Source organism: Salinimonas iocasae (assembly GCF_006228385.1).
Taxonomy (GTDB): Bacteria; Pseudomonadota; Gammaproteobacteria; order Enterobacterales; family Alteromonadaceae; genus Alteromonas; species Alteromonas iocasae.
The window spans coordinates 2896841-2922365 of the sequence record NZ_CP039852.1 but is presented as its reverse complement, the minus strand read 5'-3'; the positions used below and the strand labels follow the sequence as shown (position 1 = coordinate 2922365).

The window sequence follows — 25525 nt, the reverse complement described above, 5'->3', positions numbered from 1 at the left end:
TAAGGATAATCGCAGGATGCGACGGGACAACATCAGGACGGATGAATACTGTATCAGGATGAGCAGTTAAAAGGGAGTAACGGAAAGGGACCTGCCTCTGCAGGCAGCCAGTACCGGATGTATTGGATTGTAATGGAGTAGGTAATCAAATAGTGCGCTAAGGATTAGTTCACAGGCTATGGATTGCTGAGAGGGAACTTCAAAATTCAAAAAGAGCGGCGGCCACGACCTGCCGCTTTTTTATGCCTGAAAGAAAAGCCTGGCTACACCTTGTAGGGAGGAAGCTGGGTTCGGATGACGTGTTTTCCGATCATATCGACATGCCCTGTATAGCGGTCTTCACCATTGCCAGAAAATTCAAAGGCAAAAGAAGATAACCAATCAATTTTGCCATATTTAAAAGAAAGACGGGTACGCTTTCTCGCCACAGACAATAGCTGCAAATGATGCGTTTCACAGTAACGCCCAATCTGCAGATAGGCCTGTTCGCTGATGCTTCTGATGCGCCAGAATTGTAGCCCGGTAAGTATTAGTAAAAAAAATAGAACCAGTTCACCCAGCGTCATTCTGTTACCCTTTAGCCTGAGTAAACAGCTGACCGATAGCGCGCGATAATGTAGCACTTCGCTCTGGCAGGCGAAGCAACGTCAATACACGTTCGCGTGTACATGGTATCTGGACCAGGTCAGCAAAAAAGCCTTTAAAAAGGGCTCCCTCAAAACCTTGTGACTCATCGCACTTAGCAACCTGCTCAAAAAACAACTTTATGAGCTCATCGTTTAATTGCCTGTAGTGGCGAGCAGCGATAACGCTGAGAGTATCAACATCAAGTGAAGCCTCTTCGCACATCATGTCATGCAGAATATTTTGAATTCTCGGATCGTCGGATTGTGTTGTCAGCGCCCGCAAAATTGCCTGATCGCGCTTTACACTGTCATCGCTGGCGGCAATAGCCTGGCAGAATGTTTCTACCAAATCGCTGTCCAGACACACCGGCTCACATCCGCTTAAAAGTACGCTTTGAAAATCAGCGGCGTATAAATGAAAACAGGCTTTTACCGCTTCCTTTTTATCAGGCTGATTGATAAGCAGTGCTGTATCAGCAACCGCCTGAACGGATAACTTCGTCCAGTCAACAATAGCCGGGTGGCTAAGGTAACGGTTAACATCATTAATTCCCTGTGTGGCAGGCTTATCCAGTAAGTTACGGGCATAGGCGTTGAACAGGCTCATCTGCTGCTGATTCGGAACAAAATTGTATGGGTTGTCAGGCAGTGTCTGATCCTGCTCACTGTCCTCAGTCAGGCTGCTACCCAATGCATCAACGATAATCTGCAAAAAGTGATTACGGCTAGCAGGAACCAGCAAGCCCTGCTCATCGACAGGCAGTTTTACAAACCAGATGTATTCATTCTGTTTTTGCTGAGTGTTCCAGAAGATAATGCCAAACCAGGCATGCTGCTGGCGAGGGCGGGGGACAGGGATCGCAGCATTTTCTATATCCAGAAATGTCTGAGCGTCGATAGCGGTAATTTCTCTTCCCATATCTACTATCTGGAAGTTTGTCCCGGCATGTAGCAAAAATTCGCTTATGGACTCGATGGTCTGCGCACCCATGAATGCTCCCGTACAGCGGTAAAAACCGGTAGTGTACCTTTGCCTTTGTCCGATGACCAGCCAGCTTACGATTGTTATACTGTGCGGCCAATTACCATCAGACGATATTTTGCGTGCCAGACAAAGCTTTTATCCAAAACCAGCTAACTAAGATTGAACAATATTTAAAGCAGGAAAACCTGTGGTCAGCAAAGGTACCCAGTGACGCTGCAATGTCATCGGCCACCCCTTTTGCTGCCGATGCGATGCCATTTGAACAGTGGTTACAGTTTATTTATATTCCCAAAATGCGCGATTACCTTGCGCAGAATGACTGGGTTCCTGACAACATGCAGGTAGCACCAATGGCACATGAAGTATTTGCATCCAATCATCTTACGCTTACGCATCTTTTGATGACACTGGATAACCTGAGTAGGGCAAAGAATGACTGAACGTGTTGAGCCACAAGAGCCACTTAAAATTCTTTACCAGGATGACACACTGGTGGCCATCGATAAACCTGGCGGGTTACTGGTTCATCGTAGTCCCATCGATAAACGGGAAACCCGCTTTGCTGTACAACAGCTCAGAGACCAGATCGGCCAGCATGTTTTTCCTGTGCACCGTTTAGACAGGCCCACCTCTGGCGTACTTTTGTTTGCCTATGATGGCAAAACAGCCAGTGAATTGGGTATGCAGATGATGGCCCGGAAGGTTCAAAAAGAATATTTTGCGATTGTCAGGGGATTTATTCATGGTAGCGGGCTTATCGACTATGACCTGAAATTTCGTCCGGACAAGATTGCGGATAAACATCGCGGTGATATTCCTCCGCAACCGGCGACCACCGAGTATCACCCATTGGCGCGCTATGAATTGCCTATTGCATCGGGGCGTTATCCTTCTTCCAGGTATACCACGGTAAAATTAAAGCCCACAACAGGTCGCAAACATCAGCTTCGCCGGCATATGGTGCATTTACGCCATCCTATTATTGGCGATACCACCCATGGTGACGGAAAACAGAATAAATTTTTAAAATCACGGTTTGGTTTTAGCAATTTGGCCTTAACTTGTACCAGGATAGTGATAAAACACCCGGTGAGCGGCAAATCGCTGGCAATTAATGCTGAACCCCGGACAGAGATGCTCGACTTGCTGACATCATGGGCTGAGTATCAGGTAACTAATTGATGAGAGGAAAGAATTGATATGGCGAAACTGGGAATATTCTGCGGCAGTGTATATGGCAATGCCCAGCATGTCGCTGAGCAGGTAGAAGAAGACTTGTCTACACAGGGCTATGACTGCGAGTTATTTCAGGATGCGGCAGTGACTGATTTCACTGAATCTGACGCAATTCTGGTTATCACATCAACGACCGGGCAGGGAGATATTCCACCAAACCTTGAGTTTACCTATATGGACCTCAAGGATGAATTCCCGCTGATGACAAACAAACCATTTGCTGTTGCGGCATTAGGTGACAGTAGTTACGAAAACTTCTGTGGCGGTGGCCGCCATTTTCAGGAACTACTGACGGAGCTTCAGGGGAACGCGGTTGCTGATATGCTGGAGGTCGACGCGATTGAAACGCTGGAGCCTGAACAGGATGTTGTTGACTGGGTTAACGGTATTAAAGACAAGCTGTTTGCCGGTTAAAATATCATCGGCGAAAAAAAGGGCCTCGTTTATGCGAGGCCCTTTTTTGTATAACTGATCATGAAGCGCTAATTTGTATTACTCAGCACTTCTCAGTAGTGCATTAATACCTACTTTAGCGCGGGTTTTGGCATCGACCTTCTTCACTATGATAGCGGCATAAAGGCTATAGCCACCTTCTTTGCCTGGCAGGCTGCCCGGCACGACGACCGAACCTGCAGGTACGCGGCCATAATGGACTTCACCGGTCTCACGGTCGTAAATACGCGTGCTTTGTCCGATGTATACACCCATAGAAATAACAGCACCTTCTTCAACGATTACGCCCTCTACAATTTCTGAGCGTGCACCAATGAAGCAATTGTCTTCAATGATCGTCGGGTTGGCCTGAAGCGGCTCAAGCACACCTCCAATACCTACACCGCCAGACAGGTGAACATTTTTCCCAATCTGAGCACATGAGCCAACGGTCGCCCAGGTGTCGACCATGGTCCCTTCACCCACATACGCACCAATATTGACATAGGAAGGCATCACTACCACATTGTTACCAACAAAAGAGCCGGTTCTCACCGCTGCTGGTGGGACAATGCGAACCCCGTCTTTGGCAAACTGTTCGGCGGTATAGTCGCGATATTTCAGCGGCACTTTATCGAAATAGCGGCTTTCTGCACCATCGATAACATCGTTATTGTGCAGGCGAAAATACAGAAGCACTGCTTTTTTTAACCACTGGTGAACGGTCCATTCACCGTCAATTTTTTCAGCAACACGCGCCTGACCACTATTAAGCAGATCAATTGCCTGGCTTACAGCGTGTCGAATTTCTTCAGGGGCAGAAGAGGGAGAAAGGGCATCGCGCTCTTCGAAAGCCTGTTCGATAATAGATTGTAATTCACTCATGGTATGTTGATATCTTCAAGTTGGTCGAGTTTAAATAAAATACGTTTTTTCAGTTTTACCTGCTGTTCCTGAGTCAGTGCCTGGCCCTGTTCATTACTGACAATGAAAATGTCTTCAGCACGTTCGCCGATGGTGGCAATCTTCGCCAGTTTCAGTGTGACGTTGCAGTCTACAAACGCGTGGCCCACTTTAGCCAGAATGCCCGGGGCGTCAAGCGCTTCCAGTTCGATAAGCGTGCTGTCTTCCAGTGAGAAAAAACGCACCTTGGTCGGAACATCCAACTGCCGCATCTGACGCGGTAACTTTCGGTTGTTGCTATGAGAAAAACCTGGTCTGTTTAACTGCGTTAATATAGCCTCTTCCAGATCCCGGGTTCGATCGTCAGAAGTTAGTCGGCTCCCGTCGTTTTCCAGCACCAACATGCTGTCGAAACAAAAACCATCCCGGGTAACCGTAATATGTGCATCATGGATAGAGCAATTCCGACTATCCAGTACCGATGCCACCTGCGCAAATAACGCCTGACGATCTTTGCCGTATATCAGGATCTCTGTGCCACCTTTAGCAATTCTGTCGTTGGCGCGAATCAGTAGCGTGTCCGGATCATCAACGAACAGGCTGGTCTCAGCGTTGATAATTTCCAGCGTATGCCAGGCGATTTGCGCCGGCTTAAAGCGGACAAAATAATCATCGTCCATGCGCGTCCAAAATACATCAACTTTCATTTGGTCAGCGCCACTTTCAGCCAGAAGGCGGCGGGCAAGTTGCTTATGGGTTTCTACTCGCTCATCCAGGGTGGCCTGACATTGCAAGCCATTATCCAGCGCCTTTTGGGTCATCAGATAAAGCTCGCGTAACAGTGAAGCTTTCCAGTCATTCCAAAGGTTGTCGTTAGTGGCACGGATATCCGCCAGGGTCAGCGCGTAAAGCTGGTTCAGGTGGTTCTGACTGCGAATGGTGGTGGCAAACTCATTGATAACTTCGGGGTCATAAATGTCCCGACGCTGGGCAACCACCGACATCAGCAGATGATTTTCCACTAACCAGGAAATTAACTTGCTGTCTTTTTCCTCAATGCCATGCTGAACACAGAACTTTTTAACATCCAATGCGCCTAGTTGTGAGTGGTCCCCGTCACGGCCTTTTGCGATATCGTGAAAAATTGCGGCAATATAAAGCAGGTCGGGCTTATCCAGGTTTCTGACAATACGGCTGCAGCGAGGGAATGCCTGGTTTTCTCGGCTGAAATACTGATTAATGAACTTTACTAACCGGTGAGTGTGTTCATCAACCGTATAGGCATGAAATAAATCGAACTGCATCATGCCGACAATTTTGTCCCATTCGGGTAGGTAGGCTTGCAAAATTCCGTATTCGTGCATGATATTCCATGCAAAATCAAAAAAGCGAGGGTGACGGAGCAAGTCCATTAAGCGGTCCCGACATGCTGGACGCTCAACAAAGTATTCGTTTTCAAATGCCCGGCGAGTATTTCGCAACTGGCGAATAGCATCGGTATCAAGCCCTTCAACCTCAGGGGTATCGGCTACAACGCGTAAAAAGTCGAGCATGGCTTCAGGGGAGTTAATGACATCTTCGTGCCGCGGCGCAATCATTTTGTCCAGCAACCAATACTCGTCATTGAGAATATGTTGCTCTTTTACATTCTGATTGAGCATGTCGTAGCGAAACCGCTGCAACAACATTTTGTTGAATTCGCTGACTCTGCGCACGGTTCTGAAAAAGTCACGCATCATGCGCTCTACAGAACGCTTTGCGTCATCACCATAGCCCAACCGCATCGCCACTTCGGGCTGGTAATCAAATAACAGGCGATTTTCACTGCGCCCGGCCACAAGGTGCAATGCACAGCGCATCCGCCACAGGTGCATGCGACAGCGGATTAATTCACTGTGTTCGTCTTCAGTAAAGTAACCGTGCCCTACCAGGTTCCAGCCGTCATATTCTTTAAAGTGTTTTTTTGCTACCCAGCCAATAGACTGAATGTCGCGAAGACAGCCAGGATTTTCTTTAATATTAGGCTCGAGGTTATAAGCGGTACCATGAAACTTGGCATGACGCGCCTTTTGTTCCTCATATTTAGCCGTAAAAAAGTCTTTGCTTGGCCAGTAAGAGCGACTGTTGAGCTCATCCAGCAAGCTTTCAAAAACATGTTCGTTTCCGATCAGAAGGCGGCTTTCTACCAGGTTCGTCGCTATTGAAATATCTTCTTTAGCGAGTTTGACTGTTTCTTTTATCGTACGAACAGCCTGACCAACATCCAGTTTGATGTCCCACAGCAGGGTAATAAAGCGGCTGACTTTTTCTTGCTCATCTTCCCCCAGTTGTTTGCGACTGAGTATGAGTAAGTCAATGTCTGAATAGGGCTGCAGATGACCACGACCGTAACCTCCAACAGCACATAAAGTGATGTCGCTTACCTCATCAAGACGAAGTAGGTGCCACAAATGCAAAAGGAGGGCGTCTACAAATTGCGCGCGCCCGGTAACAAGTTGGTTAACCGCACTTTGGTCAAAGGCGTCATCCAGCCATTCATAGGAGTGTTTTACACATTGCTTGATTGCACCAAGATCATCGACCGAGCCGATGCTTTCAACTTGCGCGATGAGTTTCTGCAGACTCAAGCTATACCCTCACTTAATATTCAAACAGCCGCACCTTAGCATGAAATGCTACTGTTCGCAGTATCACGAAAGCGCATAGTTGAAGAATAAAAGTGCATACTTATATAAAAATGGAATAAAAAAAGCCGCGACTGGCGCGGCTTTCTAATTTAGTCGTGACTGATCACTCTGGGCAGGTCTTCTTCCTCCCTGAGAGTCAGAACTTCTACACCTGTTTCGGTTACCAGTAACGTGTGTTCCCACTGGGCACTCAGACTGCGATCCTTCGTTACAACCGTCCATTGGTCCGGCAGAATTTTAGAATAGCGTTTACCAGCGTTCACCATCGGTTCAATAGTAAAACACATCCCTGGAACCAGCTCTTCACCGGTGCCAGGCTTGCCGTAATGCACAATTTGCGGATCTTCGTGGAAGTTCTTACCAATACCGTGGCCGCAATACTCACGAACAATTGAATAGTTATGCGCTTCAGCGTGTGTCTGACACAGATGACCGATATCCCCCAGACGCATACCAGGTTTCACTTCTCTGATTGCATTGTACAGACACTCTTGCGTTACACGGACTAAACGCTCGGCAAGAATTGAGGGCTTACCCACAACAAACATCTTGGAGGTGTCGCCGTGATAACCGTCTTTAATCACCGTTACATCAATATTAATGATATCGCCATCTTTGAGCTTTTTATCTGACGGAATGCCATGGCAGATGCAGTGATTTACCGAAGTACAAATTGATTTTGGAAACGGCGGCTCACCATAATTTAGCGGAGCCGGAGTGGCACCTTGTTCATTGACGATATAATCGTGGCAGATTGTGTTGAGCTCATCAGTCGTAACGCCCTTTTTAACGTAAGGGGTTATCATCGTGAGTACTTCAGAAGCCAGCTTGCCGGCCACGCGCATTTTTTCAATTTCTTCAGCGGTTTTAATTGTTGCTGCCACCAGAATCCTCAATCAGTCGTTGGTCATAATGAATAGCCAGATATGAACGGCCATTGCCATTATCAAGCATAAAGTCTGTCTATATTAACGATTAAGCGCTTCGCTGTATAGTTGGTGAGCCATCGGACAGGCAGTAAAACGCACCTTTTTCTTGAGATACCGCTTTCGGCATGGTATAAAGCGCCCGCCTGTTTCACTGCCCGGGTAAAAATTGAACTTGTGTGGCTGTTTCAGGTACGAACCTTAATTAATAACACACATATACCGACACTTGATATCGGGGTGTCCAGTTCGCTGGATCGATACAAGGGGTGTATGGAGGCCTAACCCCAATATAGAGGAAAAATCATGGCTAATGTTTCAATGCGTGACATGCTAAAAGCAGGTGTTCACTTCGGTCACCAAACTCGTTACTGGAACCCAAAGATGAAGCCTTTCATCTTCGGTGCGCGTAACAAAGTTCATATCATCAACCTTGAAAAAACCGTTCCGCTTTTCAACGAAGCGATGAACTACCTGTCAGGTGTTGCGGGTAAAAAAGGAAAAATCCTTTTTGTTGGAACTAAACGTGCTGCTGGCGACGCAGTTAAAGAAGCAGCGGTTAAATGCGACCAGTTCTACGTAAACAAGCGTTGGCTGGGCGGCATGCTGACTAACTGGAAAACAGTTCGTCAGTCAATCAAGCGTCTTAAAGACCTTGAGCAAAAAAGCCAGGACGGTACGTTTGAAAAGCTGACCAAAAAAGAAGCGCTGATGCTTCAGCGTGAAATGGACAAGCTTGAAAACAGCCTGGGCGGTATCAAAAACATGGGCGGTCTGCCTGATGCGATTTTTGTTATCGATGCTGACCACGAGCACATCGCAGTCACTGAAGCACGTAACCTGGGTATTCCGGTAGTTGGTGTTGTAGATACTAACTCTAACCCAGACGGTGTTGACTACGTTATCCCTGGTAACGACGATGCAATCCGTGCGATTCAACTTTATCTTGAAGCTGCTGCAAATGCAGTGAATGCAGGTCGCGACAGCAACCTGGAAGTTCAGGCTGAACAAGACGACTTCGTCGAAGCAGCTGAGTAATCGCATTGCTGTAACAGTGCCGTGAGTTTATGGCACTGTTACAGACACTAAAGAATATCTTTGAGAGGCGGTCGCCTCTTATATCTATTTAAATATTAATGCTGAGGAATTGAAAAATGGCAGTGACTGCAGCACTAGTTAAAGAACTACGTGAGCGCACAGGCGCGGGCATGATGGATTGTAAAAAGGCGCTGGTGGAAACCGATGGTGACATCGAGCTGGCAATCGAAAACATGCGTAAGTCTGGTCAGGCTAAAGCTGCGAAAAAAGCTGGTCGTATCGCCGCTGAAGGTGTGATTCTGACTAAAGTTGACGGTAACCGTGCAACAATGCTTGAACTGAACTGTGAAACTGACTTCGTAGCACGTGATGAAGGTTTCCTTAAGTTTGGTAATGAAATTCTGAACGTTGCCCATCAAAATGGCATCAACGACATCGATGCGTTGAATGACGCTGAACTAAACGGCGAAAAAATTAGCACTGTCCGTGACAATCTGGTTGCTAAAATCGGTGAGAACATCTCTCCTCGCCGCGTTATCACTGTTGACGGTGACACGCTGGGTGGATACGTTCACGGTGGTCGTATCGGTGTTATTACGATTCTTGAAGGCGGTGATGAAGAGCTGGCAAAAGACGTTGCTATGCACGTTGCAGCAGCTAGCCCACAGTTCACTAAGCCAGAAGATGTACCTGCTGAAGTGGTAGAGAAAGAAAAGTCTATCCAAATCGAAATCGCAATGCAGTCTGGTAAGCCAGCTGACATCGCTGAGAAAATGGTTGCAGGCCGCATGAAGAAGTTCACAGGCGAAATCAGCCTAACTGGTCAGCCTTTCGTTAAAGATCCTTCAACTTCAGTTGGTGAGTTGCTGAAGAGCAACAATGCTGACGCAGTAAACTTCATCCGCTTTGAAGTTGGTGAAGGCATCGAGAAGAAATCTGAAGACTTTGCCGCTGAAGTAGCAGCGCAAATGGAAGCCGCTAAGAAATAATTAGGGCCTTTCACTTTTGCCAGGCGCAATAGTCAGATACACTACGGGCACCTCTTCGGAGGTGCTTTTTTATAAGTGAAGACAGACTTTTGATAGCATTGCACGAGCGGATATCGTTGTCTCGCTACTGAAGAAAAGTCGTTTTGTCCTATTTCTTGCATCCTCTACAAAGCTGTACCTAAAGTAGGTGAAGCGAGAAATCCGACAAGCCGAGTTCATGAGGACATATCACATAATGAGTATCACACCAAAATCAGCCTATCGTCGAATTTTGTTAAAACTCAGCGGAGAGGCTCTCATGGGGTCTGAGGGATTCGGTATCGATCCGAAAGTCCTTGACCGGATGGCACAGGAAATAAAGGAACTGGTAGAACTGGGCGTGCAGGTTGGCCTGGTGATCGGTGGCGGTAACCTGTTTCGTGGTGAAGGCCTGGCCAAAGCAGGTATGAATCGCGTAGTAGGCGACCACATGGGTATGCTGGCTACCGTGATGAATGGGTTGGCAATGCGCGATGCGCTTCACCGCGCGTTCGTAAATGCCCGGCTGATGTCAGCGATTCCGTTAAACGGTGTGTGCGATGCATATAACTGGGCAGAAGCAATCAGTCTGCTTAAGTCTGGTCGCGTTGTTATTTTTTCTGCCGGTACCGGTAATCCATTTTTCACCACTGACTCTGCCGCATGCTTACGGGGTATCGAAATTGAAGCGGATGCCGTACTAAAAGCAACTAAAGTTGACGGCGTGTACAGTGATGATCCGGTTAAAAATCCGGACGCGGAGTTATATAGCAAGCTGACGCATCAGGAAGTACTTGAAAAAGAATTAAAGGTAATGGACTTGTCAGCATTTACCCTGGCCCGTGATCACGGACTGCCTATCCGGGTATTTAATATGAACAAGCCTGGTTGTCTTAAAGCTGTGGTAATGGGTGAGCCGGAAGGGACACTTATTGACCACGCAGATAAACTGTAAAAAGTAAAAATAGGAACGAAACGTGATTGATGAAATTGAAAAAGATGCGCGTGAGCGTATGGAAAAAAGCATCAGTGCGCTTAAAAGCCAGTTAAGTAAAATTCGCACCGGCCGCGCGCATCCGGCATTACTGGACGGTATCATGGTACCTTATTACGGTGCTGATACACCGCTTAAGCAAATCGCAAACGTGGTGGCTGAAGATAGCCGTACGTTAGCGCTGACAGTATTTGATAAAAGTGCCACTCAGGCGGTCGAGAAAGCCATCATGCAGTCAGATTTGGGCCTTAACCCAATGAGCGCAGGGACAACTATCCGCATTCCTATGCCGGCTTTGACTGAAGAGCGTCGTAAAGATCTTATCAAAGTTGTACGCAATGAAGCAGAGCAGGGGCGTGTTGCTATTCGAAACATTCGTCGCGATGCTAATAGCGATATTAAAGAATTGCTGAAAGAAAAAGAAATCAGCGAAGATGAAAGCCGCGCAGCAGAAGAAAACATTCAGTCTCTTACCAATGACTTTGTGAAAAAAGTTGATGAGATGCTGGCGGATAAAGAAAAAGAGCTAATGGAAGTCTAAACGCTGTCATGTTATCAAAGCGGTCAAAAACCGCCCAGACAGCGGCGGTCCAGCCCGATGTGGCAGGACCGCGACATGTCGCTATCATTATGGATGGCAACGGTCGCTGGGCACAGAAAAAAGGAAAGATTCGTACATTCGGGCATAAGGCCGGTGTTGAATCTGTTCGTTCAGTAGTACGCTTTGCCCGGGAGTCGGGTATTGAGTCGTTAACTCTGTTTGCTTTTAGCAGTGAAAACTGGAAGCGCCCGGAGGAAGAAGTCAGTGTATTGATGGAATTGTTCAATTTTGTATTGAACAATGAAGTCAAACGACTACATAAAAATGATGTGCGCCTGAAGGTCATCGGTGATACGTCAGCGTTCGACGAGAAGCTGCGCACTAAAATTCAAAAAGCAGAAACCCTGACCGAGCAAAACAGTGCCCTCGTGCTGAATATTGCCGCTAATTACGGTGGTCGCTGGGATATTACCCACGCGGCTAAACTAATGGCGCAAGATGTCCTGGATGGCAAGCAATCGCTAGACGAGGTCGATGAGACCCAGTTTGGTCAGTATATCTGCACGGCAGGGTTACCTGAGCTGGACCTGCTCATCCGTACCGGCGGTGAAAGCCGTATTAGTAACTTTCTGCTTTGGCAATGTGCTTATGCAGAGCTTTATTTTACTGATACGCTATGGCCGGATTTCAACGAGTCAGTGTTTCAGACTGCCGTGGATGATTTCAAAGCCAGGCAACGACGGTTTGGTCTGACCGGCGAACAGGTAAGCGTTCCTTAACGATGATATAGTGTTCGGGGAAAGGCTGACATCAAGGAGCTTAAAAGCCACTCATGCTTAAACAACGAATAATAACTGCATTAATACTGGCGCCGCTGGCACTTTATGCCATTGTCTATCTTCCTATCTGGGGTTTTCAGATTGCGATCGCAGCTGTAATCGGCCTTGGCGCGTATGAGTGGGCAAATATGTCCGGCATAAGTGCCCGTCCGAAAAAAGTGGCGCTAATGGTTGCAGCATTCATTGTTTGTATTTTGCTTTCCATGATTGTCGATGAACAGGAAATATGGCATCAGGGTAAGCTTCACGGGTTGTATCACTTTATACTCGGCATAGCGGCGCTGTGGTGGGTAGTATCGCTGGCAATGATTATTGCTTACCCCAAATACTCTGCATTCTGGCGAAACAGTCGCGCGATTCGCGTAGGGTTTGGAGCACTAACGCTGATTCCTACCTGGGTAGCCGTTATAAGCCTTCGCACAAGTCTGCATGATGTAGACGAATTTTACGGTTCCTCACTGATTTTTTACGTGCTAGGTATTGTCTGGGCGGCTGACATCGGCGCTTTCTTCGTCGGTGTGAAATTCGGCCGGCACAAGCTCAGACCTAATGTATCACCAGGCAAAACCCTCGAGGGCCTGTTAGGGGGCGTCACTGCCTCATTCGCTATTATTGCATTTGCAGCATTGCATTATCAGGTTGAGCCTTCCCGAATCTGGTTACATGTTCTCATCGGCTGTATTACGGTTGGGGTCTCAGCCCTGGGCGATCTTAACGAAAGTATGCTCAAACGCTGCGCAGGCATTAAGGACAGTGGTAAACTACTGCCTGGCCACGGTGGTGTGTTAGATCGTATTGACAGCCTTACCGCAGCCTTCCCGGTATTTGCCTTCTGTTATGTAACCTGGATGGCGTGATGCAAACCTTAACAATACTTGGTGCTACGGGGTCGATAGGATGTAGCACACTGGATGTTGTTGCCCGGCACCCTGACAAATACAGAGTATTTGCATTAACCGGCAACAGTCAGCTGGAACGCTTACTCAGTCAGGCTAAGACTTGCTCGGCACGCTATGTGGTTATTGCCGATGAAAGCCGTTATGCGGATGCGCAGGAACTGGCTAATGCGATGGGTGTGCAATCTGAAATTCTTTGCGGGAGCCAGGCATTAGAAGATGTAGCCAGTGCGCCTGAGGTTGACGCCGTCATGGCGGCTATTGTTGGTGCCGCTGGCCTGCTACCCACTCTGGCAGCCGTTAAAGCCGGCAAACGTGTTTTATTAGCAAATAAAGAAGCGCTGGTGATGTCCGGGGCTTTATTTATTGATGCGGCGAAACAGTCTAAAGCGTCCATTCTTCCTATCGACAGCGAACATAATGCGATATTTCAGTGTTTACCTCGCGACTTTGAATACGGCAATCTGGAAAAGTCCGGTATCAGCAGTATCTTACTGACTGGCTCTGGTGGTCCCTTCAGAGAGCGCCCGCTGGATAGCTTTTCTTCTATCACCGTTGAAGAGGCCTGTCATCATCCGAACTGGAGCATGGGGCGCAAAATCACCGTAGATTCAGCAACTATGATGAATAAAGGTTTGGAGTTCATCGAGGCATGCTGGTTATTTGGCGCAAGTGCCAGGCAAATTGATGTTGTTCTTCACCCGCAAAGCACTATTCATTCGATGGTGCAATACATAGACGGTTCGGTTATCGCGCAGATGGGCAACCCGGATATGCGCACACCGATAGCGTATGGGTTGGCTTTTCCCGAACGCATTGAAGCCGGCGTTTCGCCCCTCGATTTCATGAAAGCAGGCACATTCACTTTCGATACTCCCTGTCATGAGCGCTACCCCAATTTACAGTTAGCTATTGATGCCTGTGAAGAGGGCCAGGCCGCCACTACAAGGCTGAATGCTGCCAATGAGGTGTCTGTTGAGGCATTTTTAAATAAAGAGATAGCCTTTACCGATATTGCCCGCGTAAACGCGCATACCCTTGATCAATTGGAACCAATTAATGTTTCCACACTCCAACAAATTCTCGAGCAGGACAGGCTTGCCCGGGAGACTGCTACAACACTAATCAGAGGTTTACGCTAGTGTTTTCGTTTTTATGGAGCCTTGGTGCCTTTATTGTCGCGCTCGGTATATTAGTTGCCGTGCACGAGTGGGGGCACTTTTATGTCGCACGTCGCTGTGGCGTGCAGGTACAGCGGTTCTCCATTGGTTTTGGCAAACCGTTATGGCGGCGCAAAGACAAACACGGTACAGAGTTTGTTGTTGCAGCAATACCGCTGGGCGGTTATGTACGAATGCTTGACGGACGTATCGATACACTCGCGCCAGGGCAACAGGATAAAGCGTTTAATCATAAGCCGGTATTGCAACGAATGGCCATTATCGCAGCCGGTCCTGGTGTTAATTTCATTTTCGCCCTGTTTGCATTGTACGCCATGTATCTGATTGGTCTTCAGACAGTGAAACCTGTTATCGGACAGATTGAGCCGGATTCTATTGCCGCACAGGCGCAACTGCCGGAGCAGGCTGAGATAGTATCCGTTGGCAGCCGGTCTACGCCGGATTGGGAGTCGGTTAATTTTGAACTGGTATCTTATATCGGTCGGCAGCAGGTTCCCATAGCGCTCAAAACAGAGAATCAGGGAACAATTAATACAACACTTACCACCACTGACTGGAACTTTGACCCTGAAAAGGAGTCTGCATTAGGCAGCCTGGGTATCACGCCGTTCAGACCTGATGCAACACTCACCCTTGCGGTGGTTGCGCCAGATAGTCCGGCAGCACAGGCAGGTTTAGCAGTGGGTGATACGCTAACGCTGTTTAACGGTGAACCCATTGATGACTGGGCCTCGCTGGTAGAAGCAATCAGCGATAAGCCCGGTGAAAATGTTGCTCTTACCGTGAATCGGGATGGACAAGCGCGTACAATTAATGCCACGATCGCCCGCCGTGATACGGAGCAGGGTCAGTCAGGGTATCTGGGTGTGAGTCCTCAGTTTAAGGACTGGCCTGAGGGGTATGTGTTCGTTCATCAATACGGCCCTCTAGAGGCGCTGGTTAAAGCGGGCGACAAAACCTGGCGTTTGATCACTTTAAGTTTTTCCATGATCGGGAAGTTACTTACTGGTGATGTATCGCTGAATAATTTAAGCGGACCGATATCCATTGCTCAGGGCGCTGGTGTCAGCGCTGGTTACGGTCTGGTATATTTTCTGAGCTTTTTAGCGTTGATCAGTGTCAATTTAGGCATTATCAACTTGCTTCCTCTTCCAATGCTGGATGGTGGTCATCTAATGTACTTTACCATCGAATGGGTGACAGGTAAGCCTGTCTCAGAAGCAGCCCAGGAATGGGGATTCAGAATCGGAGGGGTAGTCCTGTTTATGATAATGGGCATTGCCATCTTTAACGATATTAGCCGCATCGCCTGATAGGATGTAGCGCTAAACACGACATCAAACATCGAAGTAACGCGGCGCAGGATAAAAAGAATAGATGAAGTTAAGACAGTTAGTAGCAGCCGGAGCAATTGCCTCCAGTGCTAGCTTAGCCAACGCGGCAACATCAGAACAAACCCAATTCGTCGTTGAAGACATTCGTGTTGAAGGTCTTCAACGGGTTGCATTGGGAGCGGCGCTGACTTATCTACCCGTGGAAGTCGGCGACAGATTAAACTCATTTCGGGTCTCTCAGGCTATTCGCTCTCTTTATTCATCTACGCACTTTGAGAGTGTTGAAGTCTTGCGAGATGGAAACACGCTGGTAATTAAAGTTGCCGAGCGCCCGACCATCAGTAATATCATTTTTGAAGGCAACGATGATATTAAAGATGAGCAATTGCAGGAAAGCCTTGATGGCAACGGTATTCGTGTAGGCGAACCACTGGATCGCACCGTGCTTACCTCCATCGAAAACGGATTGAAGGACTTCTTCTACAGTATCGGTAAATATAATGCAGACGTGTCTGCGATTATCACGCCGCTACCGCGAAACCGTGTCGATTTGAAATTGCTGTTTGAAGAAGGCGACGCGGCAGAGATCAGACAAATCAACATTGTTGGTAATCAGGAATTCTCCGACTCAGAGTTGATGGAAGATCTGGAACTGCAGTTTGATACGCCCTGGTGGGATTTCTTATCTGAAACCCGCTATCAGCAACAAACGTTGCAGGGTGATATGGAAACCGTTAAAAATCACTATATGGACCGCGGCTACCTGCGATTCAATATTGATTCAACGCAGGTTTCTATGACACCTGAGAAAGACGGTATTTATATCGCGCTTAATGTGTCTGAGGGTGAGCAATACACTATTTCCGGCGTAGAGCTGGTGGGCGATTTACTTGGTAACGAAGAGTATATCGAGAAGGTGCTGCCGCTGACCAAAGGCGAGCTCTATAATCAGGCCGAAGTGACCTATACCGAAGAGTTTATAGCGAAATTTCTGGGTCGATTTGGTTATGCTTACCCGGAAGTAACCACCGTTCCTGAAATTAACGATGAAGATAAGACTGTAAAGCTAACCTTATCTGTCGATCCGGGTAAACGTATTTATGTTCGCCGGATTAACTTTAATGGTAATACGGTAACCGCAGATGATGTATTGCGTCAGAATGTAAACCAGATGGAAGGGGCCTGGTTGTCTAACAACTTACTTGAATCTTCTAAGAGTCAGCTATCCCGTCTGACCTATATGAAAGAAGTTGAGTTTGAGACAACCCGCATACCCGGACAGGAAGATAAGGTTGACGTTGACTTCAATGTTGAAGAGCAGCCCTCGGGGTCTTTCAATGCCGGTATCGGTTACGGTGACAGAACCAAGCTGAGCCTGCAGGCAGGTATTCAGCAGGATAACTTCCTAGGTACTGGTAAGCGCGTGGGTGTTAACCTGAGCACAGTGTCTTATCAGCAATCGGCGCAAATAACCTATAATGACCCCTTCTTCACAATAGACGGCATTAGTTTAGGTGGCTCTGTAGGCTACAGCGAATTTGATGGTTCAGACTTCAACGTTATTCAGTACAACTCCAAGCGCTTGTCGGTAGGCGCCAATGTGGGTTATCCGATTGATGAAATCAATCGCATCAACTTCGGCATGACCTACTCGAATGTTGAGCTGTATAACACCGGGTACTATGAGCAAACCGAGCAGTTTTATAACCAGTTCCGCGGTGGCGATCCGGAAGCACCTATTAAATATGATAGTTATCTGGCCAGCGTGAGCTGGAGCCGTAATACGCTGAACCGGGGACTATTCCCCACAGCAGGTTCATCGCAACGTGCGACATTCAGTATTACTACGCCAAACTCTGACGTAAATTACTTCAAAACTGTCTTTGATACGAAGTTCTACTTTCCGTTATCCAGGGATAATAAATGGTCAGTACTGGCCAGATTAAGACTGGGTTATGGAAATGGATATGGCGATATCAATGGTAACGACCAGATTCTGCCGTTTACCGAGAACTTTACGGCCGGTGGTGCAGATACACTGCGCGGCTTTGAAAACAACACGGTCGGTCCACGGGGTGTACAGTTATTCACTAACGGACGCCTGATTGGTCCTGATGGTGAAACTTATCCTGGTGATGCATCGGACGCGCAGATAGCCATTTCGCCGCGCTCATTAGGGGGCAACGCTATGGCATTAGGTGGTCTGGAGCTTATCGTGCCTACGCCGTTTGTAGATGAAGATATGGATAACTCAGTCAGAACCAGTGTGTTCTTTGATGTGGGTAACGTCTGGGATACAGAGTTTGATTACAACAAATACAAAGATCTGACTCAGGCGAATACACAGAATGCCGGTCGGTTAATAGACTATTCAGACTGGAAGCAGTATCGTAGTTCTGCCGGTTTATCTGTACAATGGATTTCACCGATGGGGCCCATGGTGTTTAGTTTTTCTAAAGCCATTCAAGAACGTGAAGGTGATGACGCCAGGTTCTTCACATTTAATATCGGGCAAACATTCTAATTTAAAAAAATTGACCTCAGCGTCTTATAAATAATTAAAAAAGGAGTTCCCTTTGAAACAGTTGGCAAAACATTTTGTAGCAACCGCGATGTTAGGTAGTGCGTTGGTTAGCGGTTCGGCCATGGCTGAACAGAAGATCGGCGTTGTAGATGTACAGAGCGTTTTTCAGGCGATGCCTCAGGCAGCTGAAATTTCCAATAACATCCAGATGGAATTTAAAGACCAGATTGATGAAGTTAATCAGCTTCAAAAAGACGGTCAGTTCTATGCAGAGCGTTTGCAACGTGACGCGGCGACAATGAGCGAGCAGGAAAAGAAAGAACTGCAGCAAAAAATTCAGGGCGTTCGTGAGCAACTGGCTGAAAAAGGTCAGCCTCTGCAACAGAATATCCAGCGTCGCAGCAACGAAGAACGTAATAAGTTGCTTGGTCTTATCAAGCAAGCAATTGATGGCGTAGCGAAGAAAGAAGGCTACGATCTGGTTCTTACGTCAAATGCCGTTTCTTTCTCAAAAGAACAACACGACATTTCTGAACAGGTTCTTAATCAGGTCAAGAAAACCAATTAAGTCACCCGCCTTATGATAGGCAAAGCAATTATCGCTGAATAAAAAACAGGTCTGACCGATCCGCTATAGGTGTTGGTCTGACTTGTTTTTTGCGTTAAAAAGCGTATGGTTGCCGCCGATTTTAAATTCCAGTTGTCCACCTTCCGGCACCGGCATCACCGACTTTTAATACATTTAGCAGATTGAGAATCGGTGAGGTAGTAACGTAGCGTGATACTTGCGAAATCACATACTTGAGATTCGCCAGTGTATAAGCGACTATAATCCAGATAGGTAGGCTACGACGGCAAACCGTCTGCAATACATCAACTCGCAGCGGTCAATGGCATAGGAGAGACTTTTGGCCAACTCACTCAACACAATTGATATTCAGGAAATTCTTGAATTACTTCCTCATCGATATCCATTTTTGCTCGTGGACAGAGTGACCGACTATGAAATCGGCGAATCCATTAAAGCGTATAAGAATATCACAATGAATGAGCCATGCTTTACAGGCCACTTTCCGGGTCGTCCGATATTTCCGGGAGTGCTTATTTTAGAAGCAATGGCACAGGCTGCGGGCGTCCTGGGCTTCAAAACCATGGGCAAATCTGACAAACTTTATCTTTATGCGGGAATAGACTGTGCGCGCTTCAAGCGTCCTGTGGTTCCCGGAGATCGCTTAGACTTTGATGTATGTCTGGTAAAAGAGCGCAGAGGGATTTGGAAGTTTAAGGGCACTGCGAGCGTTGATGGTGAAAATGCCTGTAGTGCAGAATTTATGTGCGCAATCAGAGAGATCGTTTAACGTGATTCATTCTACCGCCGTCATTGCTGACTCCGCTAAGATCGGCAACAACGTCACTATCGGCCCTTTTTGCTATGTGGGCGACAACGTAGTGTTGGGTGATGACTGTATACTGGAAAGCCATGTCGTCATAAAAGGGCCGTCTAAAATTGGTAAAGCTAACCGCTTTTTCCAGTTTTGTTCCATTGGAGAAGACTGCCAGGATAAAAAATATGCTGGTGAGCCTACGGAACTGGTTATTGGTGACAACAATGTTTTTCGTGAGGGCAGCACGGTTCACCGTGGAACCATTCAGGATGAGAGTATTACCATTGTTGGTTCCAATAACCTGTTAATGGTTAACGCCCATGTGGCTCATGACTGTGTACTGGGCGACAACGTTATTCTGGCGAATAATGTTTCACTGGCCGGCCATGTTCATATTGGTGATCATGTCATCTTCGGCGGCGGTGCTGCTATCCACCAGTTTGGTAAGGTGGGTGATCACGCATTTGTGGGAGCCGGCGCCATTGTGCTGCGCGACGTACCTCCTTATGTCATGGTAAACGGCCAAAAGAATGTCCCTGCCGGGATTAATTCTGAAGGGCTGCGCCGACGTGGTTTTAGTTCAGAAGCCGTGATGGCGATCAAGCGCGCTTATCGTACGCTTTACCGGGCGAATAATACGGTTGATGAAGCGTTAGAGATATTGAAAAAGGAAGCGGGAACGCAATCAGAGCTTAATGTTCTGGTCGAGTTTTTAGAAAATGCCGAACGCGGAATTATTCGATAAATGACGTCTGGTCGGCCGCTAAGAATAGGTGTTGTTGCCGGTGAACCATCCGGAGATGTATTAGCCGCAGGCATGATTGCCGAGCTGAAGCGCCAGCACCCGAATGCGGTTATTGAAGGGATCGGCGGTGATAATATGATTGCCGCTGGTTGCGACTCATTATTTGATATGGAGACATTATCAGTAATGGGGCTGGTTGAGGTTGTTGCGCATTTGCCCGCTATCCTTAAAGTAAAAAACGCGTTAGTTGCCCACTTCAGGAAAAACCCGCCGGACATATTCGTTGGTGTGGACGCCCCCGATTTTAATCTTCGTGTAGAAGCTGAGCTTAAAAAGCTCGGTATTAAAACTGTCCATTATGTTAGTCCCACCATCTGGGCATGGCGCGAAAAACGTATTCATAAAATTGCCAGGGCGACAAACTGTGTACTTGGTTTGTTTCCTTTTGAGGCTGATGTCTATCAAAAATATAATGTGCCGTATCGCTACGTTGGCCACACCCTGGCTGATGCGATCCCGCTTCATCCGGATAAAGAAGGGGCGCGTGAAGCGCTGAGTCTGCCTGAAGACGCTACTGTCATCGCAGTGCTGCCAGGCAGCAGAAACTCCGAAATAAAGTCGCTTTTACCGGTATTCACCGAAACCATGGCTGAAGTGTCACGCCAAAAGCCGGATTGCACATTCGTAATTCCTGCTGCTAATAAATATCGTTACGATGATATCACCGCTTACCTGAGTGAAAACCTGCCGGACAGCCTGGCATCTACCCAGGTCAAAGTGGTACGTGGTAATGCCAGAAATGCGATGATTGCCAGCGATGTGATTCTGCTTGCGTCAGGTACAGCGACGCTTGAGGCGATGTTGTGCAAAAGCCCGATGGTGGCAGCGTATAAGCTGTCAGGCCTGACTTATAAAATTATGCAATATTTGTATAAAGCACCATTTTTCACATTGCCAAATCTTCTTGCGGGTGAAAAAATTATTCCTGAATTACTCCAGGATGAGGTCAACCCTCAAACGCTCAGTAAACAGTTGTTGCATTATCTGAACAGCGACAATCAGCCGCTAATCGATCGGTTCTGCTCACTGCATGAAACCCTTAAACAAAACGCAGATAAGCAATCTGCAGCCGCTATACTGGATTTAATTGATGCCTGAACAAATAGCCGGAGTTGACGAGGTAGGGCGCGGCCCATTGGTGGGCGATGTCGTTACTGCCGCCGTCATTTTAGACCCGGCGTGTCCGATTGACGGTCTGACCGACTCCAAAAAGCTTTCAGCAAAAAAGCGCGAGCACTATGCTGAGCTGATAAAAACACATGCACTAGCCTGGTCGGTAGGCAGAGCTACCCCACAGGAAATTGATTCGCTCAATATTCTTCATGCAACTATGCTCGCGATGCACCGTGCTGTAGCTGGCCTCGACATTACGCCTGACTTTGTCTACGTGGATGGCAATCGTTTACCGGACTGGTCTTATCCTTCAGAAGCTGTGGTAAAAGGTGATAGTCTGTATCCACAGATATCAGCAGCTTCCATTCTTGCCAAAGTTGAGCGTGATAACGATATGGTGCTGCTTGATAAAGCCTATCCGCAATACGGGTTCGCCGGTCACAAAGGGTATCCGACTAAAGCCCATTTTGCAGCGTTGGCCGAGCATGGGGCACTACCCTGTCATCGAAAGAGTTTCCGGCCGGTTCAGGCTGTACTGAATACGTAAAATTTTAATCATAAGCAGGTGTTATGACATCGCCCTTTATTCATCTTCGTGTACACAGTGACTTTTCAATGATGGATGGCCTGAATAAGGTCAAACCCATTCTGGAAAAAGTATCACAAATGAATATGCCCGCCGTGGCGCTGACCGACCAAATGAATATGTGTGGATTGGTCAAATTCTATTCTGAGTGTCACAGTCGCGGCATAAAGCCAATCATTGGAACTGACTTCTGGGTAACCAATGAAGCCTTTGGCGAAACACCTTTCAGACTTACGCTGCTGGCGATGAATAACGAAGGGTATAAGAATATTACTATTCTTATTTCCAAGGCTTACTTGCGAGGGCACATCTCACACCGGGCAGTCATTGATCAAAGCTGGCTTTCCGAGCACGCCGAGGGCGTAATCGTGCTATCCGGCGCGCAGTTTGGCGATGTGGGTGTTGCTTTAACCAAAAACAATAAAGCGCTGTTAGACGATTCATTAGCGTTTTATCAGCAGTATTTTAATGATCGCTTCTATCTTGAGCTTATCCGCACCGGGCGACCCGGCGAGGAAGATTATCTACATAGAGCGGTAGAACTGGCACAGAGCCGTGCACTGCCCGTTGTTGCCACTAACGAGGTATGCTTTGTCAGCCGAGAGGGCTTTGATGCGCATGAGATACGTGTGTCCATTCACGATGGTTACACGCTGGAGGATGTGCGACGCCCTAAAAACTACAGCGATCAGCAGTACCTGCGCTCAGCAGAAGAGATGATCGACTTATTCAGCGATATTCCTGAGGCCATCGAAAATACGGTTGAAATTGCCAAGCGGTGTAACGTTACTGTCCGTTTGAACGAATACTTTCTGCCCCAATTTCCCACTGGCGGCATGACGACTGAAGATTTTCTGGTGAAAGTATCGCAGGAAGGACTGGAAGAACGCCTTGAGTTTTTGTTTCCTGATGAAAATGAAAGAGCGGAAAAACGATCTGCTTACGATGAGCGTCTTGAAATCGAGCTGGGCGTTATCAACCAGATGGGCTTCCCGGGTTACTTTCTTATCGTTATGGAATTTATCCAGTGGAGTAAGGACAACGATATTCCGGTTGGTCCGGGACGGGGCTCCGGTGCGGGCTCGTTAGTCGCTTACGCGTTGAAGATCACAGATCTTGATCCACTGGAATTTGACCTGCTTTTCGAACGATTCCTTAACCCTGAACGGGTTTCCATGCCTGACTTTGACGTCGACTTTTGTATGGACCGTCGTGATGAGGTCATCGAGCACGTTGCCGAACTGTATGGCAGACAAGCGGTATCGCAGATAATTACATTCGGCACCATGGCGGCGAAGGCCGTGGTTCGCGATGTTGGCCGGGTGCTGGGTCATCCATACGGGTTTGTTGACAGAATCTCGAAGCTGATTCCGTCAGATCCGGGTATGACGCTGGGTAAAGCTTTTGATGTCGAACCGCGTCTGCCTGAACTATACGATGAAGATGAGGACGTGAAAGATCTCATCGATATGGCACGCATACTGGAAGGGGTAACAAGGAACGCTGGTAAACATGCTGGTGGGGTCGTTATTGCCCCTACTACCATTACCGACTTTGCGCCGCTGTATTGTGATGATGAAGGCAATAACCCGGTTACGCAGTTTGATAAAAACGATGTAGAAACCGCTGGACTGGTTAAGTTCGACTTTTTGGGGCTACGTACGCTCACAATCATTCAATGGGCTATTGATATGATTGAAGAGGGTAAGGGCAAAAAAATTGATATTACATCGATACCCCTTGTAGACAGTCGTAGCTTCAGAATGCTGCAAAATGCAGAGACCACGGCGGTATTCCAGCTCGAATCCCGGGGGATGAAAGAGCTTATCAAGCGTCTTAAACCGGATTGCTTTGAAGATATCATCGCACTGGTAGCGCTATTCAGACCCGGCCCGCTACAGTCCGGGATGGTAGATAACTTTATTGACCGCAAACATGGAAGGGAAGAAATATCGTATCCGGATGCGGACTATCAGCATGAGTGTCTTAAAGAGATCCTTGAGCCTACCTACGGCATCATCCTGTATCAGGAACAGGTCATGCAGATTGCTCAGGAGATGGCAGGATACTCTCTGGGCGGCGCCGACCTGCTTCGTCGTGCAATGGGTAAGAAAAAACCCGAAGAGATGGAGAAACAGCGGGCTGTTTTCGCGGAAGGCTCTAAAGACAACAATATCGATCCTGATCTGGCGATGAAAATTTTCGATCTGGTAGAGAAATTCGCCGGATACGGATTTAACAAATCGCATTCAGCAGCTTACGCGCTGGTGTCTTATCAGACGCTATGGCTGAAAGCGCATTTTCCTGCAGAATTTATGGCAGCGGTTATGTCTGCGGACATGGACAATACCGATAAAATTGTGACCCTGGTCGATGAATGTCAGCGAATGGGACTGGAGATTTTACCGCCTGATTTGAATGCCGGACGGCACAAATTCACCGTGGATGAGCATGGTCGTATTGTTTATGGTATCGGCGCTATCAAAGGCGTGGGTGAAGGCCCTATCGAGGCCATTATAGAGGCGCGTGAAAACCAGGGTAAATTTACTGATCTGTTTGATTTCTGTGCTAAAGTGGACATCAAGCGCGTTAACAAGCGCGTATTGGAGAAGCTGGTACTGGCGGGAGCCTTGGATAACCTGGGACCGCATCGGGCAGCGTTGATGGCTAGTTTGCCAGAGGCTATCGCGGCTGCCGGTCAGCATGCAAAAGCTGAGTCATTTGGTCAGTCAGATATGTTCGGCTTGCTTACCACTGAGCCTGAAGCGGTGGAACAGGCGTTCGCTGATGTACCGCAATGGCCGGAAAAAGTGTGGCTGGAAGGTGAAAAAGACACCCTCGGGCTCTACTTAACCGGACATCCGATTAACCAGTATGCCAAAGAGATAAGACATTACACCGATGGTCGTTTGGTCGATTTAAGACCTACCGGTAAAGAGCAACTGGCCTCAGCGGTCGGTCTGGTGTTAAGTGTCAGAGTGCTGACTAACAAGCGTGGACGACGCTGGGCAATTGTGACACTGGACGATAAAAGTGCCAGAATGGACGTCCGCTTTTTCCCGGATATGTATGAACAGTTTGAAAGTATCCTGGAATCAGACAGAATTTTGCTGATAAAAGGACAGGTCAGCTTTGATGATTTCTCCGGGGGCAATACAATCACCGCCCGGGACGCTATGGACATTGTGCAGGCGCGGGAACGAAACGCGCGCGCACTGGCACTGCAAATTGATTCGCAGCAGTGGCAGGATGAGAAGCTGGCTTCGTTGCAAGAGATACTGCAGCAATTTAATGGCGGCAGTTGTCCGGTCGAGTTGCACGTACTGCATCCGGATGCAGAAGCCGTGCTTACCTGTGGCGCCCAGTGGTATGTCACTCCGGAAGACCAGCTATTGCACGATTTAAAGCAATGTCTGGGTGAGCAGGCAGTTACCCTCAGTTATCATTAGTCTGACCGGGGTGAGTGGCAGTAAAAATAGGACACAGA

General features: G+C 47.7%; 23 protein-coding genes. 18 read left to right on the top strand and 5 right to left on the bottom strand.

Annotated features, from left to right (window positions below; translation table 11 throughout):
• Positions 1–263 precede the first annotated feature (263 nt).
• Positions 264–566: a DUF3301 domain-containing protein gene (locus FBQ74_RS12985; protein WP_139757070.1), complete on the bottom strand. Its 303-nt coding sequence runs from the start codon at positions 564–566 to the stop codon at positions 264–266.
• Between the two features lie 4 nt (positions 567–570).
• A complete protein-coding gene (locus FBQ74_RS12980; RefSeq protein ID WP_139757069.1) occupies positions 571–1617 on the bottom strand; it encodes a DUF3549 family protein in 1047 nt (348 codons plus the stop codon).
• Between the two features lie 113 nt (positions 1618–1730).
• Here FBQ74_RS12980 and FBQ74_RS12975 point away from each other — a divergent pair, with 113 nt between their 5' ends.
• The 3 genes from FBQ74_RS12975 to FBQ74_RS12965 are packed head-to-tail and all read left to right on the top strand — an operon-like array spanning position 1731 to position 3261.
• On the top strand, positions 1731–2051 hold the full coding sequence (locus FBQ74_RS12975) for a YqcC family protein (protein ID WP_168190666.1): 321 nt from the start codon (positions 1731–1733) through the stop codon (positions 2049–2051).
• Complete coding sequence (locus FBQ74_RS12970; RefSeq protein WP_139757067.1) at positions 2044–2793, top strand: pseudouridine synthase; 750 nt, start codon at positions 2044–2046, stop codon at positions 2791–2793. Before FBQ74_RS12975 ends, FBQ74_RS12970 begins: the two co-directional genes overlap by 8 nt.
• An 18-nt stretch (positions 2794–2811) precedes the next feature.
• Entirely contained in the window at positions 2812–3261 is a 450-nt protein-coding gene (locus FBQ74_RS12965; protein WP_139757066.1) for a flavodoxin, read from the top strand.
• A 78-nt stretch (positions 3262–3339) separates the two neighbouring features.
• On the opposite strand, the gene dapD is transcribed toward FBQ74_RS12965, so the two are convergent.
• From dapD to map, 3 genes are all read right to left on the bottom strand, one after another.
• On the bottom strand, positions 3340–4164 hold the full coding sequence (gene dapD / locus FBQ74_RS12960) for a 2,3,4,5-tetrahydropyridine-2,6-dicarboxylate N-succinyltransferase (RefSeq protein ID WP_139757065.1): 825 nt from the start codon (positions 4162–4164) through the stop codon (positions 3340–3342).
• Positions 4161–6809 carry a [protein-PII] uridylyltransferase gene (gene glnD / locus FBQ74_RS12955; protein WP_139757064.1) on the bottom strand — a complete coding sequence of 883 codons (2649 nt, stop codon included), beginning with the start codon at positions 6807–6809 and terminating at the stop codon, positions 4161–4163. The genes dapD and glnD overlap by 4 nt, the downstream gene beginning before the upstream one ends.
• A 149-nt stretch (positions 6810–6958) precedes the next feature.
• The gene (gene map, locus FBQ74_RS12950) at positions 6959–7753 is read right to left on the bottom strand and encodes a type I methionyl aminopeptidase (protein WP_139757063.1); all 795 of its coding nucleotides are present in this window, start codon (positions 7751–7753) and stop codon (positions 6959–6961) included.
• A 348-nt stretch (positions 7754–8101) separates the two neighbouring features.
• Between map and rpsB the strand changes: the two genes are divergently transcribed.
• From rpsB to dnaE, 15 genes are all read left to right on the top strand, one after another.
• A complete protein-coding gene (gene rpsB / locus FBQ74_RS12945) occupies positions 8102–8833 on the top strand; it encodes a 30S ribosomal protein S2 (RefSeq protein ID WP_139757062.1) in 732 nt (243 codons plus the stop codon).
• Positions 8834–8949: 116 nt separating this feature from the next.
• Positions 8950–9822, top strand: coding sequence for a translation elongation factor Ts (gene tsf, locus FBQ74_RS12940; RefSeq protein WP_139757061.1), 873 nt, complete (start codon positions 8950–8952; stop codon positions 9820–9822).
• A 235-nt stretch (positions 9823–10057) separates the two neighbouring features.
• Positions 10058–10795 (top strand): UMP kinase, encoded by a 738-nt coding sequence (gene pyrH, locus FBQ74_RS12935; protein WP_139757060.1) that lies wholly within the window; start codon positions 10058–10060, stop codon positions 10793–10795.
• A 22-nt stretch (positions 10796–10817) separates the two neighbouring features.
• On the top strand, positions 10818–11375 hold the full coding sequence (frr, locus tag FBQ74_RS12930; RefSeq protein ID WP_139757059.1) for a ribosome recycling factor: 558 nt from the start codon (positions 10818–10820) through the stop codon (positions 11373–11375).
• 8 nt (positions 11376–11383) lie between these two features.
• The gene (gene uppS / locus FBQ74_RS12925) at positions 11384–12154 is read left to right on the top strand and encodes a polyprenyl diphosphate synthase (protein WP_139757058.1); all 771 of its coding nucleotides are present in this window, start codon (positions 11384–11386) and stop codon (positions 12152–12154) included.
• Positions 12155–12207: 53 nt separating this feature from the next.
• Positions 12208–13071, top strand: a complete 864-nt coding sequence (locus FBQ74_RS12920; RefSeq protein WP_139757057.1) for a phosphatidate cytidylyltransferase — start codon at positions 12208–12210, stop codon at positions 13069–13071.
• Positions 13071–14252: a 1-deoxy-D-xylulose-5-phosphate reductoisomerase gene (gene ispC, locus FBQ74_RS12915; RefSeq protein ID WP_139757056.1), complete on the top strand. Its 1182-nt coding sequence runs from the start codon at positions 13071–13073 to the stop codon at positions 14250–14252. The genes FBQ74_RS12920 and ispC overlap by 1 nt, the downstream gene beginning before the upstream one ends.
• A complete protein-coding gene (rseP, locus tag FBQ74_RS12910) occupies positions 14252–15604 on the top strand; it encodes a sigma E protease regulator RseP (protein ID WP_139757055.1) in 1353 nt (450 codons plus the stop codon). The genes ispC and rseP overlap by 1 nt, the downstream gene beginning before the upstream one ends.
• Positions 15605–15668: 64 nt before the next feature.
• A complete protein-coding gene (bamA, locus tag FBQ74_RS12905) occupies positions 15669–18149 on the top strand; it encodes an outer membrane protein assembly factor BamA (protein ID WP_139757054.1) in 2481 nt (826 codons plus the stop codon).
• 52 nt (positions 18150–18201) lie between these two features.
• On the top strand, positions 18202–18717 hold the full coding sequence (locus FBQ74_RS12900; protein ID WP_139757053.1) for an OmpH family outer membrane protein: 516 nt from the start codon (positions 18202–18204) through the stop codon (positions 18715–18717).
• Positions 18718–19057: 340 nt separating this feature from the next.
• Positions 19058–19507 (top strand): 3-hydroxyacyl-ACP dehydratase FabZ, encoded by a 450-nt coding sequence (gene fabZ / locus FBQ74_RS12895; RefSeq protein WP_139757052.1) that lies wholly within the window; start codon positions 19058–19060, stop codon positions 19505–19507.
• Position 19508: 1 nt separating this feature from the next.
• Positions 19509–20279 carry an acyl-ACP--UDP-N-acetylglucosamine O-acyltransferase gene (lpxA, locus tag FBQ74_RS12890; RefSeq protein WP_139757051.1) on the top strand — a complete coding sequence of 257 codons (771 nt, stop codon included), beginning with the start codon at positions 19509–19511 and terminating at the stop codon, positions 20277–20279.
• A complete protein-coding gene (gene lpxB, locus FBQ74_RS12885) occupies positions 20280–21437 on the top strand; it encodes a lipid-A-disaccharide synthase (RefSeq protein ID WP_139757050.1) in 1158 nt (385 codons plus the stop codon).
• Positions 21430–21999 carry a ribonuclease HII gene (gene rnhB, locus FBQ74_RS12880; RefSeq protein WP_139757049.1) on the top strand — a complete coding sequence of 190 codons (570 nt, stop codon included), beginning with the start codon at positions 21430–21432 and terminating at the stop codon, positions 21997–21999. The genes lpxB and rnhB overlap by 8 nt, the downstream gene beginning before the upstream one ends.
• A 23-nt stretch (positions 22000–22022) precedes the next feature.
• Positions 22023–25487 carry a DNA polymerase III subunit alpha gene (dnaE, locus tag FBQ74_RS12875; RefSeq protein ID WP_139757048.1) on the top strand — a complete coding sequence of 1155 codons (3465 nt, stop codon included), beginning with the start codon at positions 22023–22025 and terminating at the stop codon, positions 25485–25487.
• Positions 25488–25525 lie beyond the last annotated feature (38 nt).

Coding starts and splice junctions, on each gene's coding strand:
- FBQ74_RS12985 (WP_139757070.1), bottom strand. CDS start 566: ATGACGCTGGGTGAACTGGTTCTATTTTTTTTACTAATACTTACCGGG.
- FBQ74_RS12980 (WP_139757069.1), bottom strand. CDS start 1,617: ATGGGTGCGCAGACCATCGAGTCCATAAGCGAATTTTTGCTACATGCC.
- FBQ74_RS12970 (WP_139757067.1), top strand. CDS start 2,044: ATGACTGAACGTGTTGAGCCACAAGAGCCACTTAAAATTCTTTACCAG.
- FBQ74_RS12965 (WP_139757066.1), top strand. CDS start 2,812: ATGGCGAAACTGGGAATATTCTGCGGCAGTGTATATGGCAATGCCCAG.
- dapD (WP_139757065.1), bottom strand. CDS start 4,164: ATGAGTGAATTACAATCTATTATCGAACAGGCTTTCGAAGAGCGCGAT.
- rpsB (WP_139757062.1), top strand. CDS start 8,102: ATGGCTAATGTTTCAATGCGTGACATGCTAAAAGCAGGTGTTCACTTC.
- tsf (WP_139757061.1), top strand. CDS start 8,950: ATGGCAGTGACTGCAGCACTAGTTAAAGAACTACGTGAGCGCACAGGC.
- pyrH (WP_139757060.1), top strand. CDS start 10,058: ATGAGTATCACACCAAAATCAGCCTATCGTCGAATTTTGTTAAAACTC.
- uppS (WP_139757058.1), top strand. CDS start 11,384: ATGTTATCAAAGCGGTCAAAAACCGCCCAGACAGCGGCGGTCCAGCCC.
- FBQ74_RS12920 (WP_139757057.1), top strand. CDS start 12,208: ATGCTTAAACAACGAATAATAACTGCATTAATACTGGCGCCGCTGGCA.
- ispC (WP_139757056.1), top strand. CDS start 13,071: ATGCAAACCTTAACAATACTTGGTGCTACGGGGTCGATAGGATGTAGC.
- bamA (WP_139757054.1), top strand. CDS start 15,669: ATGAAGTTAAGACAGTTAGTAGCAGCCGGAGCAATTGCCTCCAGTGCT.
- lpxB (WP_139757050.1), top strand. CDS start 20,280: ATGACGTCTGGTCGGCCGCTAAGAATAGGTGTTGTTGCCGGTGAACCA.
- rnhB (WP_139757049.1), top strand. CDS start 21,430: ATGCCTGAACAAATAGCCGGAGTTGACGAGGTAGGGCGCGGCCCATTG.
- dnaE (WP_139757048.1), top strand. CDS start 22,023: ATGACATCGCCCTTTATTCATCTTCGTGTACACAGTGACTTTTCAATG.